This is a genomic window from Bacteroides sp. A1C1, assembly GCF_004328515.1.
GTDB lineage: Bacteria > Bacteroidota > Bacteroidia > Bacteroidales > Bacteroidaceae > Bacteroides > Bacteroides uniformis.
This window is the reverse complement of sequence record NZ_CP036491.1, coordinates 3,996,095-4,014,213: the sequence shown is the minus strand read 5'-3', so window position 1 is coordinate 4,014,213 and position 18,119 is coordinate 3,996,095. Positions and strand designations below refer to the sequence as shown.

11 protein-coding genes are annotated in these 18,119 nt (G+C 50.8%); 8 read left to right on the top strand and 3 right to left on the bottom strand.

Annotated features, from left to right (window positions below; all coding sequences use genetic code 11):
• The first annotated feature begins 32 nt into the window (after positions 1-32).
• Both EYA81_RS16605 and EYA81_RS16600 read left to right on the top strand, forming a co-directional pair.
• Positions 33-1,223: a glycosyltransferase family 2 protein gene (locus tag EYA81_RS16605; RefSeq protein ID WP_117600546.1), complete on the top strand. Its 1,191-nt coding sequence runs from the start codon at positions 33-35 to the stop codon at positions 1,221-1,223.
• A gap of 16 nt (positions 1,224-1,239) precedes the next feature.
• The gene (locus EYA81_RS16600) at positions 1,240-3,930 is read left to right on the top strand and encodes an ATP-binding protein (RefSeq protein WP_117964445.1); all 2,691 of its coding nucleotides are present in this window, start codon (positions 1,240-1,242) and stop codon (positions 3,928-3,930) included.
• 89 nt (positions 3,931-4,019) lie between these two features.
• Here EYA81_RS16600 and EYA81_RS16595 read toward each other — a convergent pair whose 3' ends face one another.
• Together EYA81_RS16595 and EYA81_RS16590 are read right to left on the bottom strand one after the other, a co-directional pair.
• A complete protein-coding gene (locus EYA81_RS16595; RefSeq protein WP_117600662.1) occupies positions 4,020-5,795 on the bottom strand; it encodes a biotin/lipoyl-binding protein in 1,776 nt (591 codons plus the stop codon).
• A 146-nt stretch (positions 5,796-5,941) separates the two neighbouring features.
• Complete coding sequence (locus EYA81_RS16590) at positions 5,942-6,445, bottom strand: RNA polymerase sigma factor (protein ID WP_117600548.1); 504 nt, start codon at positions 6,443-6,445, stop codon at positions 5,942-5,944.
• A 271-nt stretch (positions 6,446-6,716) separates the two neighbouring features.
• Between EYA81_RS16590 and EYA81_RS16585 the strand changes: the two genes are divergently transcribed.
• On the top strand, positions 6,717-9,620 hold the full coding sequence (locus tag EYA81_RS16585; RefSeq protein ID WP_117964446.1) for a pitrilysin family protein: 2,904 nt from the start codon (positions 6,717-6,719) through the stop codon (positions 9,618-9,620).
• A 191-nt stretch (positions 9,621-9,811) separates the two neighbouring features.
• Here EYA81_RS16585 and EYA81_RS16580 read toward each other — a convergent pair whose 3' ends face one another.
• Entirely contained in the window at positions 9,812-10,438 is a 627-nt protein-coding gene (locus EYA81_RS16580; RefSeq protein WP_034528739.1) for a trimeric intracellular cation channel family protein, read from the bottom strand.
• 189 nt (positions 10,439-10,627) lie between these two features.
• Here EYA81_RS16580 and EYA81_RS16575 point away from each other — a divergent pair, with 189 nt between their 5' ends.
• From EYA81_RS16575 to EYA81_RS16555, 5 genes are all read left to right on the top strand, one after another.
• Positions 10,628-11,722, top strand: a complete 1,095-nt coding sequence (locus tag EYA81_RS16575) for a UDP-N-acetyl glucosamine 2-epimerase (RefSeq protein ID WP_117964447.1) — start codon at positions 10,628-10,630, stop codon at positions 11,720-11,722.
• Between the two features lie 299 nt (positions 11,723-12,021).
• Complete coding sequence (locus EYA81_RS16570) at positions 12,022-14,607, top strand: DUF5686 and carboxypeptidase-like regulatory domain-containing protein (RefSeq protein ID WP_117964448.1); 2,586 nt, start codon at positions 12,022-12,024, stop codon at positions 14,605-14,607.
• Positions 14,608-14,619: 12 nt separating this feature from the next.
• Entirely contained in the window at positions 14,620-15,891 is a 1,272-nt protein-coding gene (locus tag EYA81_RS16565; RefSeq protein ID WP_117600552.1) for a replication-associated recombination protein A, read from the top strand.
• 76 nt (positions 15,892-15,967) lie between these two features.
• Positions 15,968-16,924: a D-2-hydroxyacid dehydrogenase gene (locus EYA81_RS16560; protein WP_131226101.1), complete on the top strand. Its 957-nt coding sequence runs from the start codon at positions 15,968-15,970 to the stop codon at positions 16,922-16,924.
• Positions 16,925-17,024: 100 nt separating this feature from the next.
• Entirely contained in the window at positions 17,025-18,107 is a 1,083-nt protein-coding gene (locus EYA81_RS16555) for an endonuclease/exonuclease/phosphatase family protein (protein ID WP_131226100.1), read from the top strand.
• Positions 18,108-18,119 lie beyond the last annotated feature (12 nt).

The window sequence follows — 18,119 nt, the reverse complement described above, 5'->3', positions numbered from 1 at the left end:
TTCCTCAAAAAGATAGCAAACAAAACAGAAGCATGAAAGTTCTTGAGATACTCTTCTGGATAAGTTTATTCATAGTGTTCTATACCTATATAGGCTATGGTATATTATTATATATTCTGGTCAAGATAAAAGAGTGCTTCCACACACCTACCCTCTGGCCTATGCCCACCGACAACGCATTGCCCCCATTGACTCTGTTTATCGCCGCCTATAATGAAGAAGATGTAGTGGACGAAAAAATGCGCAACTGTCTGGAGCTGGACTATCCTGCCGACAAGCTACGCATTCTTTGGGTGACCGACGGCAGCAACGACCGTACCAACGAACGCCTCTCCCGCTGGCCGCAAGCCACCGTCCTCCACCAACCCCAACGCCAAGGCAAGACAGCCGCCCTGAACCGCGGTATACATTTCGTAGGAACGCCCCTTGTCGTATTCACCGATGCCAATACGCACCTCAACCGAAAAGCCCTACGGGAGATAGTGCACGCCTTCACCGACCCTAAAGTGGGATGCGTGGCAGGCGAAAAACGTATTGCTGTGCAAAGTAAGGACAATGCTGCCTCTGGGGGAGAAGGGTTGTACTGGAAATACGAATCCACCCTCAAAGCGCTCGACGCACGCCTCTATTCAGCAGTAGGAGCAGCGGGTGAGTTGTTTGCCGTGCGCCGCAATCTGTTCGAAGAAATGCAAACAGACACGTTGCTCGACGACTTCACACTCTCCCTGCACATCGTCATGCAGGGACACACCATTGCCTATTGCGCCAATGCCTATGCCGTAGAAAGCGGCTCGGCAGATATGCGCGAGGAAGAAAAGCGCAAGGTGCGCATCGCTGCCGGTGGCTTGCAGTCTATCTGGCGGCTACGTCCGCTGCTCAACCCGTTCCGTTACGGCACATTCTGTTTCCAATATATTTCCCACCGGGTGCTGCGCTGGTCGCTCACTCCTATCCTATTGTTTCTATTGCTTCCCCTCAACACAATTCTCATCTTTACGACAAGCACGCCATTACTGTATGCCATCATCTGGCTGTTACAAGCTTTTTTCTACCTCATGGGAAGTTGGGGGTACTACCTTTCAACGAAGCATATAAAGAACAAGATACTTTTCATCCCCTACTATTTCCTTTTTATGAACGTCAACGTCATACGAGGATTCAACTACCTGCGCAAACGTAAAGACAATGCAAGCGGCGCATGGGAGAAGGCCAGAAGGGCATGAAACTAATACTATAAGAATGAAAAACATTTTAAAACAAGCTGAAAACGCCGAAAGACTGTTAAAGCTGACATCCGACACCATGATTCTTCTGGACAAAGACGGTATTTGTGTGGACATTGCAGTTTACAACATCAATCTCTGGTTCTTGAAGGAAGACCGGTTACTGGGCAAGAATCTGTTCCAACTAATTCCCTTATCCACTTATAACCAAATCTATCCGGACTTTAAAAGAGTACTGACGCACAAAATACGCTCTACCCATAACTACGAAATGGCCTTGAACGGCACCACTTATTTCTTCAAGTGTATCATGTCCCCCTTTGACGGAATGGTGCTCTGCCAATACCGCGACATCACGGAACGTAGTCAGCGCAAGCTGGAACTCGAAAGAAAAAACCAAGAGTTGAATGAAATCCAAAAAGCTGCGCTTATCGGAAACTGGCAATACGATTCAGACACCCAAAGCTTCAAATATGCCGGACACACCGATATCCTATGCACAGAGGAGACACAAGAAATCAATCTGAACGACTATCTGAAACTGATACTTCCCGAAGACCGGAAATCTTTCACCAACTGGCTGAAAGAAAACCTAAAAGGGAAAATGGAAAACAGTGTGGACTACCGCATCTTGCTTCAAGAAAAGATTTTCTATATACGGCTCAAGGCCTTTGCACGCGAATATCATAAAGACAAAAATACCATTCTGGAAGGATATATACAGAATATCACCGACATTCAGCAACGGCGCAACGATATCAACTTGCTGACACATGCCATCAACAACTCCACCGAAGATATTTACTCGGCACACGAAGACGGTACACTGATATTCGGCAACCGCTGCTTCAAGGAGCGACATGGCATCGGCAATACCCAAGACATCACGAAACTGAAAATATACGACTTGCCTTCGTATGGAAGAGACAAAAAATCGTGGAAAGAATTTGCAGAATGTGTCAAACGCGGAGAAACCTCCCAAGGCTATATTGTTCACAATCCGTTGCCACTGCGTCCGGAAGTACTCGCCATAGAAGGAAACGCCTATTGGGTGACGAGTGACAAAGGCGAAGGGACGGTCTGGACTTTCGGAAGGGATGTATCCACACGCATCCGGCATGAGCAACAAATCAAACAGTTCAACCTGATTCTGGACAAAATCATCGAAAACCTCCCGGCAGGCATTGTCGTGAAGGACATCAACAACAACTTCAAGTACCTCTACCGCAACCGCGAATCGTACAACCGCGAAATCCCCATACAAGAGGCATTGGGGAAAGACGACTTCGACTTTTATCCCCTGGAGACTGCCCAGGAAAAAAGAGCACAAGACATTGAAATAGCCAGGACCGGCAAAGAGATGCACTGGATTGCGGAAGAACGCGACGGAAACGGAACCCCCATCTATCTGGACAAGCGAAAGATGAAGATTGAAAGCAACGATTTCTCCCCCATCCTGCTGAACATCGAATGGGACATCACGGAAATGGAACAGATGAAACGGGAATTGCTCGTAGCCAAGGAGAAAGCCGAGACTTCCGACCAGCTCAAATCCGCTTTCCTCGCCAACATGAGCCATGAGATACGCACACCGCTCAATGCCATTGTAGGCTTCTCGCGCATCATTGCCGAAAGCACCGACGAGAAGGAACGGCTAGGCTATTACGAAATAGTAGAATCGAACAACGAACGCCTGCTCCAGCTCATTAACGAAATTCTCGACTTATCAAAAATCGAATCGGGTATCGTGGAGTTCACCATCACGCCCGTACGCCTCCATCCGCTCTGCAAGGAGATACACGACGCACATATTTTCCGCTGTCCCAAAGGAGTGGAGCTGATATACGAACCCTCTGACGAGAATATCGTGATTGACGGAGACAAGAACCGGATTTTCCAGGTCATTTCCAATCTGATAGGCAATGCCTTCAAGTTCACCCCCGCCGGGTACATCAGTTACGGGTATCACCGGGAAGGCAAGTATGTAGCATTCCACGTCACCGATACGGGTATGGGAATTGCACCGGACAAAGTGGACCGGATATTCGAACGTTTTGTCAAGGTGAACAACTTTGCCCAAGGCACCGGATTGGGACTTTCCATCTGCAAGACTATCATCGAACGCCTGGGCGGCAACATATCCGTCACTTCGGAAGTGGGTAAAGGCACCACATTTATTTTTGTCCTCCCACTGGAATCCTCCAGCAAAACAGAGATGGAAAAGAAGGAAGAGAACAACCGGGAAACGACAGCAAAGGCACATTCCACAGAGCAGAGGAGCAGAAATACAGCCCCCGGAACTTCCCCGAAGAATGAAGAAGCCGGAACACTCCCTACCCCTCCTTCCAAAACCATCCTGATTGCCGAAGATACAGAAAGCAATTTCATCCTAATTAACGCCATTTTAGGCCGGCTCTATCGGTTGAAACATGCCAAAGACGGCATGGAAGCCGTAACTATGTTCGAGGAAGTCCATCCCGACCTCATCCTGATGGACATGAAAATGCCCAACCTTGACGGAATCGACGCCACACGCATCATCCGTGAACTGGCGCCGGACATCCCCATCATCGCCCTTACAGCCTATGCCTACGAACACGACAAGCAGGCTGCCCTGGAAGCAGGTTGCAACGACTTCCTTACCAAACCCTTCACCCAAGAAGTACTGAAGGAAACCATCAAGAAATGGTTGGACAATAAAGGATGACTGAAAGGACTGTAGGGTGATAAACTATCGCATTATCACCCTACTACGTTATCAACTTTCAGTGAAATTCCACTTTTTCAAGTTCTCATTTATGCAAAGATATCACTCCGCTGGATATAGGCTATCACATCGCCTTTATTGACCACATCCCCTTGCTTGGCACAGACTTCCACCACACGTCCGGTAAATCCGGTCCATATCTTCTCGTATTCACCCCACGGCGTAGAGATGTAGCAGAACACCTCATCATGCTGGTACTTGCGTCCAATGAAAGGAGCAGAAGAAGGACCTTCGACAGAAACCTCCCAAAGCACTTGCCCTTTGGAAGGCGCGATTATCGGGTCTGCCTTTGCACGCTTCAGCTTCTTGATTTCCTCTTCCGAGTATCCGTTTTTGGCCATCGCCGCATCCTTGGCACGCTGCAGGTCATCCTCAAAACGTTTCTTGGCAACGCCGGATTTATAGTCGCGATACTGCCGGTCGTGCATGGCAAGCTCGAAGAGTTCCTCGTCATCATCGCCATATTCCCAACCGTTTTCGTCCATCTCTTTCCGGTATGTATCCAGAGCATCCGGGTAGTTCAGCTGCGGGTCCGTATCCACGAACTCAAAACCCTTGGACTTGGCCAGTTCCACTATCTCGGGCGCCAAAGTACCGGGCAGGCGTCCGCTCTTGCCCAGAATCATGTCCCACGTATGGTTGTCTATCATCGTCCAGCGCTCCTCTCCCTTTACTTGCTGCATGAGGTTCATCAGAGCCACATTCTTCACATACTGGCTGAAAGGAGTCACCAAAGGAGGATAGCCCAGTTTGGGCCATACATATTCCACTTCGTCGAACAGCATGACGAGTAAGTCGTCTAGACTGAGTTCCGGCTCATTCTTGCCGCGCAGTATCATGTTGATGCCGGAATGCACTCCCTTCAAGTCGGCCATCATGGAGCCCATCATGCCACCCGGCAAACCGCACTTCAGCAAGAGTGAGGACATATGTTTATTGGTGGGATCCATGAAATAACCCAAGAAATCGTCAATGAACTCCTGCGTCATGGCACGGGCTTTCATGTAGGCTTTCATGTTTATGTCGGGCACCTGAAAACCCAGATCTTTCAGCATGGCCTGCACGGAGATGATGTCCGGATGAACCTTGCCCCACGACATGGGTTCCATCGCCACATCGATGATGTCGGCACCGTTCTCGCAGACTTCGAGAATGGAAGCCATAGAAAGTCCGGGACCGCTATGCCCGTGGTATTGTATCAGCACATCGGGATGCTTCTCCTTAATGGTTCTGACAAGCTGTCCCAGCATACCCGGACGTCCGATGCCAGCCATATCCTTCAAGCAGATTTCGGGTGCCCCGGCTTCAATCAACCGGTCGGCAATACCGGCATAGTATTCCACCGTATGGACAGGAGAATACGTGATGCAGAGCGTAGCCTGCGGTATCATGCCCGCTTCCAGGGCATATTTGATGGAAGGAATTATGTTCCGCGTCTCGTTCAGTCCGCAGAAGATACGGGTAATGTCCACACCCTGGGCATGCTTCACCTTGTACATCAGCCGGCGCACATCTGCTGGAACGGGATACATGCGCAGTGCATTCAGCCCGCGATCAAGCATATGCGTCTGTATACCTGCTTCCCTGAAAGGCGCGGTAAAGGCGCGTACAGCCTTATTGGGATTTTCGCCGTACAGAAGGTTTACCTGCTCAAAAGCTCCTCCGTTCGTTTCGACGCGTGCAAAACAGCCCATTTCTACTATCAACGGAGCAATGCGTACCAACTGGTCTACCCGGGGTTGATACTTACCGGACGACTGCCACATGTCCCGGTAAACAAGACTGAATTTAATTTCCTTTTTCATCATAGTCAGTAATAAGAGATTTTTTTCTTCGGTTAACTTAACATATACAAATATAAAGGATTATTCTGACATATAGTCAAGAATAATCCTTAAAAATTCATCGCAATCAATATGTTATATATCATATTGCTACTACCAAACTATTATCAGATGAAATCTTTCAGTTCATCCTGCAACTTCTGACGTGTAAAGAAGATGCGGCTTTTCACTGTTCCGAGTGGAAGACCGAGACGTTCGGCAATCTCACGGTACTTGAAACCGGACACGTGCATGGAGAAAGGGACTTTATAGTCGCGTGGAAGGGCATTGACGATGCGGTGCATTTCTTTCAGGTCGTAGGCACCTTCGGTACTGGCAAAACCAGAGTCCTGGGGCATACTGAGGTGATACTGATTGTCCGTCTGGTCTACAAAAGTCTGTTCGCGAACTATTTTCCGGTAATTATTGATAAAGATGTTGCGCATAATGGTATACATCCAACCTTTGAAATTGGTGTCGGGTTCAAATTTGTCTTCGTTATCCAAAGCCTTGAGAGACGTCTCTTGCAACAAATCATTCGCTTCTTCCCGGTCGGCTGTCAACTTGTATGCAAAGCGAAGCAGTTCTTCTTGCACTGCAAGTAAATCTTTTCTAAAACTGTAAGTATTCATACTTTGCTCAATTTTTAAATAGTTAATAATGGTTTAGGTTTTACGGTTGCAAGTATAAGGAAGATTTGAAGCTCCGGGGGACGGAATACGGTTTTTATTAGGGGTAAAAACTATCATTTGACAGTTTCCACCCCCTCTATGATAGTTTACGGGTGATATCATGTACTGAAAATCATCATTTTTCCGAAGATTTCGTAAATGTTACGTGATTTTTTTATAGCTTTGCCTACATATAGGGAAACACTTTTATTATATAAAAACACTTTATTTTATGAAATCATTTCAATTAAAGTCACTTCTTCTGCTGGCTGCCGTCATCATCTCCCTGCCCTCCTTTGGACAAGGACTGAAAGCGTTCAAGCTGAAGAACGGTCTTTCCGTATATATATGGGAAGACGAATCCAAATCGGACGTATTCGGACTGGTAGGCGTACGTGCCGGTTCCATCAACGACCCCGAAGAGTACACGGGACTTGCACACTACCTGGAGCACGTCATGTTTAAAGGAACAGACAAGATAGGCGCGCTGAACTGGACGGAAGAAGAACCGATCTACAAGGAAATCATCGCCAAGTACGACCAGATGGCCGAAGAAGCCGACCCGGTAAAAAAAGAAGCCATCAGCAAGGAAATCAATGAGCTGACCGTCAAGGCCGGAAAGCTGGGGCTTCCCAATGAATACTCCAACCTGATGGAAAGCATGGGCGCCAAAGGGGTAAATGCAGGAACCTACTATGACTGGACCTTCTATCACAGCTCCTTCCCTGCCTATCAGATAAACAAATGGCTGGAGATTTCCTCACAACGTTTCCTGCATCCCGTATTCCGTTCCTTCCAGTCGGAGCTGGAAAACGTGTACGAAGAATATAACCGTTCACAAGATGACCAGGGACGTGCACAGAACCAGTTCGTGATGGAGAAAGCTTTTGAGGGACATCCTTACTCCCGTTCCATCATCGGCCTGCCCGAACATCTGAAGAATCCCCGCCTGAGCAAGCTGATTGAATTCTACGAACAATGGTATGTACCCGAAAACATGGTACTGGTACTCGTAGGAAACATCAAAGCCCAACAAATCAGCGGACGCATCAATGCCGCCTTCGGGCGTCTGGCTGCAAAGCCCGCACCCGAGCGCAAGGTCTACCAGAACCTCGAAATAAAAGGCCGCAAACAATATTCGGCCAAAGTGGGATTCTACCCGCAAGTGGCAATGGTATTCAACGGAGTGCCTGCCGGACATCCCGACGAAGATGCTCTGGACATCGCCCTGGCACTGCTGAACAACAACAGCCAGACCGGAACCATGGACAAGCTGGTACTGGACGGTGAGCTGACCAGCGCCGGAGCCTACACCCGTACTTTCCGTGAACAAGGGCGCGCCATCGTAGCGGCCATTCCCCTCTACGACGAAAACCAGCGCCGTTTCGAGTCTACCAAAAGCGCCGAAAAGAAAGCCTTGAAAGCCATCCAGCAAATCGCCAACGGAGAATTCGAGGACTGGAAAATTGATGCCATCAAAGCCGAGAAATGCCGCCAGTTCGACCTGGAAATGGAGTCGAACGAGGACAAGGCCATGATACTGATGAACGCCTTCTACAACGAGCAGGATTTGGGCGACATACTCAACTACAAGGACAAGATTATGGCCATCACTACTGACGACATCAAGCGGGTAGCCAAGAAATACCTGTCGGACAACTACCTGGCCCTATATATCGAAAAAGGGAAACCTGACAAAAACGCCAAGATTGAGAAGCCGGGGTACAAACCCGTAGAACCTCCGGTAGGCAAGGAATCGCTTTATGCAACGCAATTCAAGAACCTGCCCATCGGACAGATGGAAGAGAAATTCGCAGACTACGGCGAAGTGCAAATCAAGCAGCTGAACGACCGTTCCAAGATGTACTACACGCCCAACAAGGAGAACAACGTATTCCAGCTGATTGTACAATACGGAGCCGGTGAACGCGAATTCCCGAAACTGGGCTATGCCGCCCAACTGATGAACAACGCAGGTATCATGGGAGCCTACGAACCGCAAGAGCTGAAAGAAGAACTCAGCAAGCTGAACGCAACCTGCCACGTGACAGCCGATGAAGACAACCTCTACATCATCATGGAGGGCTACGAAGCCACCCTGCCGCAAGCCTGCCAGCTACTTTCACGCCAGATTCTGATGCCGAAATTGGACGAAAAGCAACTAGCACGTCTGAAAGGTTCGGCAATGGGTATGCGCCAGCAGCGTAAAGACAACGTCAGCATCCTGAACGAAGCGCTGCGCCAGTACATGCTCTACGGAGAGAAATCAGACTACATCAAGGAGCTGACCGACAAGGAGATTTACGAATTGCAGATTTCAGAACTGACGGGCGACATCAACCGTGCCTCCAACTACGAGGCAAAGGTATTCTTTACCGGAACACTCCCCTTCGACCAAGTATACGACATCCTGAGCAAGAACCTCCCGTTGGTAGCCAACGAACGCCCGTCCAACTCCCCGCAGGCAAAGGAGATGATGCCGGTAACCGAAAACACCGTCTACTTCCTGCCTAACAACGATGCAGAACAAGCCCAAATCCACCTCTACATCCCGATGCAGAAGGCTGACAAGAAGGACGACGTGCTGCGTAGCGCATTCAACCAGTACTTCGGTCTCGACTTCACCGGCATCGTTCTGAACGAAATACGCGAAAAACGCTCCATGGCCTATACAGCCTACGCATTCGTCGGCACGCAAGGCATAGCCGGAAAAGCAAGCTACCTGCGCGGCTACATCGGTACCCAGAACGACAAGGCAAACGATGCATTGGACGTACTGATGAGTCTCGTCAATGACATGCCGAAGAATCCGGAACGTATCGGCAACATCAAGAGCTACCTCCGCCAAGCCATGCTGACCAGCCACCCCAGCTTCCGCAACAAAGCTATGGAACTGGTAGACTTGGGCTACAGAGGCTACACGGACGACCCAGCCAAAGAAAACCTGCCGAAAGTAGATGCACTGACCTTTGACGACATCGTGAAGTTCTACGAAGAGAACATCAAAGGCAAACCTTACTGCATCTCCATCATGGGCAACCCGAAGGACATCGACCTGAAGCGGCTGGAGAAATTCGGCAAGGTAGTGAAACTGAACGAACGCAAGCTCTTCAACACGAAGGATGCATTGTTCTAACCTAGTCTTATCTCTTTAGCAATCCTATCCTCGCTCCCTTTAATAAGGGGAACGAGACATATGAAAAATTCCCCGACATTTCGGTTTGAAAATGCCGGGGAATCTTATTTTAAAACATCTGGGAAGTGCTTCTCCGGAATGTCCGAGTTTCACCGGAAAATCCCTGAGGTTTTCAGACTGCAAACAACGGACTACATTTCCTGCTCCTCTTCATTACCCGAAAGGATAGGAAGGCAAATCCTATACTTTACTGCCAGTATACGGGTAACGAACACCGTCACACCACCCACAATCTGGCACACGAAAGACTCCATCCCCAAAAGGTGGCACATCCAGTAGAAGGTTCCTCCCACCACACAAGCCATCGCATAAATCTCCTTCCGGAATATCAGCGGAATTTCGTTGATGAATACGTCACGTATCACACCTCCCGCAGCCCCGGTAATGCTGCCCATGATGATGGCCACCCAGAAGGGATAGCCCAGCGCGATGCTCTTGCCCACACCAACGACCGTGAACAGTGCCAGGCCGATACTGTCGAATATGAAGAATGTATTGTGCAGATGGATGAGATGCTTACCGAAGAGGATGACCCACAACAAGGCCAGTCCGGTACAAATCAAATAAATAGGGTCCGTCATCCAACCCGGGGTGACGTCCAGCAGCAGGTCGCGTATCGTACCGCCTCCGATGGCCGTCACAAAACCCACCACATACGCTCCAAACCAGTCGAACCGCTTGGCCGAGGCCAGACGTATGCCACTAATGGCAAAGGCAAATGTGCCAATGAAATCGAGTATCTGAACAAATGTTGGCATTATCACTTTGAGAATTAAAAATTAAAAATTAAACAAGTGCTTCGAGTATCCAAAATTAAATCCGAGTATCCAAAACCGAAAAAGATAATACATATTTCAACAGACACTCTGAAAATAATAGGCAAAGTAACAAATAATTTCCCTAAGAAAGCGTATTTTTGTATCGACATTTTTTTACCAATTACGACAATGAAAATAACAATCGTATCGGGCGCACGCCCCAACTTCATGAAAATAGCCCCCATCTGCCGCGCCATCGACGCCGCCAGAGAGGCAGGAAAGAACATCTCCTACCGCATCGTCTACACCGGTCCGCAGGATGACACCAGCCTGGATGCCTCGCTCTTCTCCGACCTCTCTATGAGGAAACCGGATGCCTGCCTCGGCGTCACCGGACATGACCACTCGCAGGTGGCAGCCTCCATCATGCTTGCCTTCGAGCGTGAGTTGGACGGGCACCCAGCACAAGTCGTACTGGTGGTAGATGACATGACCGCCACCATGAGTTGCTCCATCGTCGCCAAGAAGCGCGGGCTGAAGGTGGCGCACGTCATAGCAGGCACGCGCTCCTTCGACATGAACATGCCCCGCGAAGTGAACCGAACCATCGTGGACGCCATCTCCGACTATCTCTTCACTGCCGGCATGGTGGCCAACCGCAATCTCAACCAAGAGGGTATGATACCCGACTATATCCACTACGTGGGCAACATACTGATTGACACCATCCGCTTCAACCGCCACCGCCTGGTGCAGCCCATGTGGTTCTCCAGCCTCGGCCTGCGGAAAGGAAACTACTTGCTACTCACCCTCAACCGCCGTGACCTACTGGAGAAGAAGGCAGTGCTACACTCCCTGCTCCAGACCGTCATCGAAAAGGCCGACGGCATGCCTATCGTCGCCCCTCTGCACCCCTATGTACAAAAGGCAGTGAAGTCACTGGGACTGGATGCCCCTAACCTGCACATCCTGCCTCCACAGAGCTACCTGCACTTCGGGTTCCTCATCAATCAGGCACGGGGCATCGTCACCGACTCGGGCAACATTGCCGAAGAAGCCACCTTCCTTGACGTCCCCTGCATCACCCTCAACACCTACGCCGAGCATCCCGAAACCTGGCGTATCGGTACCAACGAGCTGGTCGGCGAAAACTCCTTCGCCCTCTCCGCCTCGCTCGACAAGCTGCTGCACGGAGAATGGAAGCACGCCATCCTACCCGACCGCTGGGACGGACGGACGGCGGAACGCATCGTACAGACACTACTGAACGGCAACAATTCATAATCCTCCATAAATTCTATCCCAAGCTTGCAAACGTCTATCCCAAACCTACGGACGCTTATCCCAAGCTTGGGTCTTTCTATCCCAAGGCTTGGGATAGAGCTTTCTCCATACATTGCGCAACTTTATCCTTTATATCCGGCAACTTCTCTACAAGGATTCCGTACATTTTTTATCTGTATCCAGCAAACAAGACATACGACTTTCACGTTCATTTAACCATATCTCCCGTTTCTTTAGTCTATATTTGCTTCTTGATTAACCTTAATTTGTTAACTTTGTGCCCGAATTATCTGTAACTTATGAAGCAAAGATATATAATTTATGCCCTTTTCCTGCTGTCACTGTTTGTCTCCATCAGCGCATCCGCCCAAATTAAGGGTGTCATCACAGACTCTCTCACGAACGAACCGCTGATGTATATCACCGTACAGTATGAAGGGAAAGGTGTAGGCGGCATCTCCAACGCAAACGGTGAATACCAGGTTGAAACCCACAAAGGCTGGGATGAGCTGACATTCTCCGCTGTAGGTTATATCACCAAGAAAGTGAAACTGAATCCCGGTACCCGGGTGCTGAACGTCAAGTTGCAACCGGACGACATCATGCTCTCCGAGGTCGTCGTGAAACCTAAGAAGGAGAAATATTCCCGCAAGAACAACCCCGCCGTGGAGTTTATGAAGAAGGTCATCGAGAACAAGAAGGCCTTGAAACTGGAAGAGAACGACTACTATCAGTATCAGAAATATGAAAAGATGAAGATGTCGCTCAACGATGTTACCCCCGACAAAATGGAGAAAGGTATTTACAAGAAATTCTCCTTCTTCAAAGACCAGGTGGAGGTATCGCCCAAGACCAACAAGATGATTCTACCCATCTCCATCAAGGAGACGGCGAGCAAGACCATTTTCCGTAAAAGCCCCAAGAGCGAAAAGACCATCATCGAAGGCATGAACTCCACTGGTATCGAAGAGTTCTTCAACACCGGAGACATGCTGGGGACCATCCTTACGGACGTATTCTCCGACATCAACATCTACGACGACGACATCCGGCTGCTGCAACGCCGCTTCGTCAGCCCCATCGGTCGCGGAGCCATCAACTTCTACAAATACTACTTGATGGACACGCTCATGGTGGATAAGCAGGAGTGCGTGCACCTCACCTTCGTTCCGCAGAACCCGCAGGACTTCGGTTTCACGGGGCACCTCTACGTGGTGAAGGACTCCACCTATGCCGTGAAGAAATGTACCATGAACCTACCCAAGAAGACGGGTGTCAACTTCGTGGAAAACCTCGACATCGTGCAGCAGTTCGAACAACTGCCCGACAGCAACTGGGTGTTGACCGACGACGACATGACCGTGGAACTGCACTTCGTGAAAGGTATCCAAGGCCTGGAAGTGCAACGGACCACCAAATACAGCGACTATCAATTCACGGAAATAGAGCCCCGCCTCTTCCGTCTGAAAGGAAACGTCATCAAGGAAGCGAACATGCTTGCCAAGAGCGACGAATACTGGGCGAAAGTCCGCCAAGTGCCCCTCACCAAGAAAGAGAGCACGATGGACGTATTCATGAACCGCATCGAGCAGATTCCCGGCTTCAAGTACGTTATCTTCGGGGCGAAAGCCTTGATTGAGAACTTCGTGGAGACGGGTGGCAAGAAGCATCCCAGCAAGTTCGACTTCGGTCCCATCAACACGATGATAACCAGCAACTACGTCAACGGCACGCGCTTCCGTCTGAGCGGTATGACAACAGGTAACCTTGACCCGCATTGGAGCCTGAGCGGCTACGGTGCCTACGGAACCAAGGACAAGAAATGGTTCTACTCCGGACAGGTGGCCTACTCCTTCAACAAGCGCGAATACGTATTGTGGGAGTTCCCGAAACACTATATCGCCTTCAAGTACACCTACGACGTGATGTCTCCCATGGACAAGTATCTCGCCACGGACAAGGACAACTTGTTTGTCGGCTGGAAATGGACGACGGTGGACCAGATGTCCTACATGCGCGACGCCACGCTGACTTACGAGCTGGAGACCAATACCGGCTTCTCCGTACAGGCCATGGCGCGCCATCGTAACGACCAGCCTGCCGGACAATTGCAATACTGGAAGAACAACGGAGGGACACCCGGACAATGGGACGAAAAAAATACGTTGGTGCACGACATCACCACCACCGAGCTGGGTGTGACTTTGCGTTACGCTCCCGGTGAGACCTTCGTCAACACCAAGCAACGCCGCGTGCCCGTATCGTTGGATGCGCCCACCTTCACCCTCTCCCACACCGCCGGATTCAAGGGCGTGCTGGGTGGAGAGTATAACTTCAACCTGACGGAAGCCAGCATCCGCAAGCGCTTCTGGCTCGGCTCGTGGGGCAAGCTGGACGTAACGGCACGTGCCGGTGCGCAATGGAACACCGTTCCCTTCCCCCTGCTGAACCTGCCGATGGCGAACCTCTCGTACATCACGCAGAACAACGAGTCCTTCAACCTCATCAACAACATGGAGTTCCTGAACGACCGCTACGCCTCCCTCAACCTAAGCTACGACATGAACGGAAAACTCTTCAACCGCATCCCGCTCATCAAGAAGCTGAAGTGGCGCGAGATGTTCCGCATCCGTGGCTTGTGGGGCACGCTGACGGACAAGAACAACCCGTACAAGAGCAACAATCCCGACTTATTCCTCTTCCCCATGCGCGACGGTGTACCCACCAGCCACGTCATGGGCAAGACTCCCTATGTGGAAGCCAGCGTAGGTATCTACAATATCTTCAAACTGCTCCACATAGAATATGTACGTAGGCTGACCTATACGGACATACCGGGAGTGAAGAAGGGCGGTATACGCTTCATGATATTAATGATATTTTAAGAGTTACATACTATGCAACCATTAGCAGAACGGCTTAGACCAAGAACATTAGATGAATATATCGGTCAGAAACATTTAGTGGGACCAGGTGCAGTGCTGCGTAAGATGATTGATGCAGGACGTATCTCTTCGTTTATCCTATGGGGTCCTCCGGGAGTGGGAAAGACAACCTTGGCGCAGATTATCGCCAACAAGCTGGAAACTCCTTTCTATACGCTCAGTGCCGTGACCAGCGGCGTGAAGGACGTGCGCGACGTGATAGAACGTGCCAAGAGCAACCGCTTCTTCTCGCAAGCCAGTCCCATCCTCTTCATCGACGAGATACACCGTTTCAGCAAGTCGCAGCAAGACTCGCTGTTGGGAGCCGTGGAGCAAGGCACCGTGACGCTGATAGGCGCCACCACGGAGAACCCTTCGTTCGAGGTCATCCGCCCGCTGCTGTCCCGCTGCCAGCTCTATACCTTGAAGTCACTGGAGAAGGACGACCTGCTGGAACTGCTGCAACGTGCCATCACCACAGACACCGTGCTGAAGGAACGGAAGATAGAACTGGAAGAAACCACCGCCATGCTCCGCTTCAGCGGAGGAGACGCCCGCAAGCTGCTCAACATCCTCGAACTGGTGGTAGACTCCGAAGCCGCAGACCCTGTCCTCATCACCGACGACATGGTGACCGAACGCCTGCAACAGAACCCTCTTGCCTACGATAAGGACGGCGAGATGCACTACGACATCATCTCCGCCTTTATCAAATCCATTCGCGGCAGCGACCCGGATGGCGCCATCTACTGGCTGGCGCGCATGGTCGAAGGAGGTGAAGACCCTGCCTTCATAGCCCGCCGCCTCGTCATCTCCGCCTCCGAAGACATCGGACTGGCCAACCCCAACGCACTGCTGCTTGCCAACGCCTGCTTCGACACGCTGATGAAAGTGGGATGGCCCGAAGGACGTATCCCACTGGCAGAAGCCACCATATACCTTGCCACCAGCCCCAAGAGCAACTCCGCCTATATGGCCATCAACAATGCCCTGGAACTGGTACGTGAAACGGGCAACCTCCCCGTCCCCCTGCACCTGCGCAACGCCCCTACCAAGCTGATGAAGCAGTTGGGCTACGGCGAGAAGTACAAGTACGCTCACGACTACCCCGGCAACTTCGTCAAGCAGCAATTCCTGCCCGACGAATTGAAAGACCGCCGTATCTGGGAGCCACAACTCAACCCTGCCGAGCAGAAGCACAAGGAACGGATGCAGCAACTCTGGGGAGAGGAAAAGAAATGGTAAACTATCAATTAAAATTAAAAGTTAGAGATTAAAACTCGGATACAGAAAATCCCCACAACAAATAACTTATAACTCCATGAATATAGTAGTATTAGACGGCTATGCCGCCAACCCCGGCGACCTTTGCTGGGACGAATTGCAAGCCTTGGGCGAGTGCACCATCTACGACCGCACCGCCCCTGCGGAAGTATTGGAACGCGCCGCTGGTGCAGAAATCCTGCTGACCAACAAAACCGTGCTCACCGCTGAGCACATGACGGCACTGCCCGAACTGAAATACATCGGTGTGCTGGCTACCGGATACAACATCGTAGACACCGCCGCTGCCAAAGAACGCGGCATCATTGTCACCAATATTCCCGCCTACAGCACCGACTCCGTTGCCCAGATGGTCTTTGCCCATATTCTGAACATCACCCAGCAAGTGCAACACCACTCTGAAGAGGTGCACCGAGGCCGCTGGACAGCAAGCAAGGACTTCTGCTTCTGGGACACGCCGCTCATCGAACTGCGCGAAAAAAAGCTCGGAATCGTAGGCCTGGGGCACACCGGCTTCACCACCGCCCGCATCGCCATCGGCTTCGGTATGAAGGTATGTGCCTACACCTCCAAGACCAACTTCCAGCTTCCTCCCGAAATCCGCAAGATGGAGCTGGACGAGTTGTTCCGCGAATGTGACATCATCAGCCTGCACTGTCCCCTCACCGACTCCACCCGCGAGATGGTGAATGCAGAACGGCTCCGGCTGATGAAGCCCACCGCCATCCTCATCAATACCGGACGCGGCTCGCTCATCAACGAACAAGACCTTGCCAATGCACTTAACAACGGCATCATCTATGCCGCCGGCGTAGACGTACTCTCGCAGGAGCCTCCCCGTGCCGACAATCCATTGCTCTCTGCCCGTAACTGCTACATCACTCCGCACATTGCCTGGGCAAGCACAGCCGCGCGCGAACGCCTCATGCTGATTATGCTCGAAAACATCAAAGCCTACCAAGACGGCAAGCCGGTGAACGTAGTGAATAAATAACAGACATTACAGCATCTCTTCGCTGTATATCCCGGTGGAAGAGATGCTGTAACAAGCTCTGTATGGCAGGGTACCATAACAAAACAAACAAGCAAACAACATGGGAAAGTCCGCCGTAAAAGGTCTGTTCTACATCTGCCTGATAGCATCGACATTCGTTTTGGCCACCATCACCATAGTGGCAGCCTTCTCAGGAAACGTGGCTCCGGTCGATTCCGCCATCATGCCATTACTGGGGCTGGCAGTGCCCGTACTCCTGATTGTCAATCTGATAACGGCACTCTGCTGGGCATTGGCCCATAAGCGCTGGGCACTGGTTCCGCTGGCGGCATTCTTCTGCAACTGGGGATATATGACGTCTGTCTTCCAGCTCCACCTGCCGAAAGACAAAACCCCGGCAGGCAAGTATCTGAAGATAGCCACCTACAACATACACAACTTTGGAGGTGAGATTACCGGTTATTCCTGCAAGGAGATAGCCCGGTACATGCAGCAGGAGGGCGTGGATGTGCTGTGCTTCCAGGAGTTCGGAGACAACAGCGACTTCCCCACGGACAGCATACGGCGCATACTCTCGCATTGGTCACACGCGCTCATCCCTTCCGAAGACTCCAAGGGCGTACTGCCTATCGCCGTATTCAGCCGCTATCCATTGGCGAACCACCGTTTCATCACTTACCAGCGCAGCTCCAACTGTAGCATGATGTGCGATGTAGTGATGGATACGGATACCATACGTCTGATAAACAACCACCTGCAGACCACCAGCGTCAGCCAGAAGCGCAGGAAGTGGGAACGCGAGCTGGCCACCGACGACACCCGCCGCGAAGTCCAGGCAGCCAAAGATGCCGCAGGCACCCTGCACGAAAACTTCGTGAAACGGACCACACAGGCTTATGTCATCAGCCACTACGCCAAGGCCAGCCCCTATCCCGTGCTGTTATGCGGCGACTTCAACTCGATACCTTCCTCCTACACCTACCACCATTTGAGGAAAACCCTCAAAGACGGATTCCGCACTGCCGGAAACGGATACATGTACACCTACCGCTATGCCAAACGCATGTTGCGTATTGACTACATCTTCCACTCCCCCAGTCTGAAGGGTATTGCATACTACTCTCCGGACCTGGATTTGTGCAGCGACCACAATCCAGTGATTATGGAGGTTGAAATACAATAAAGTAAAGAAAGC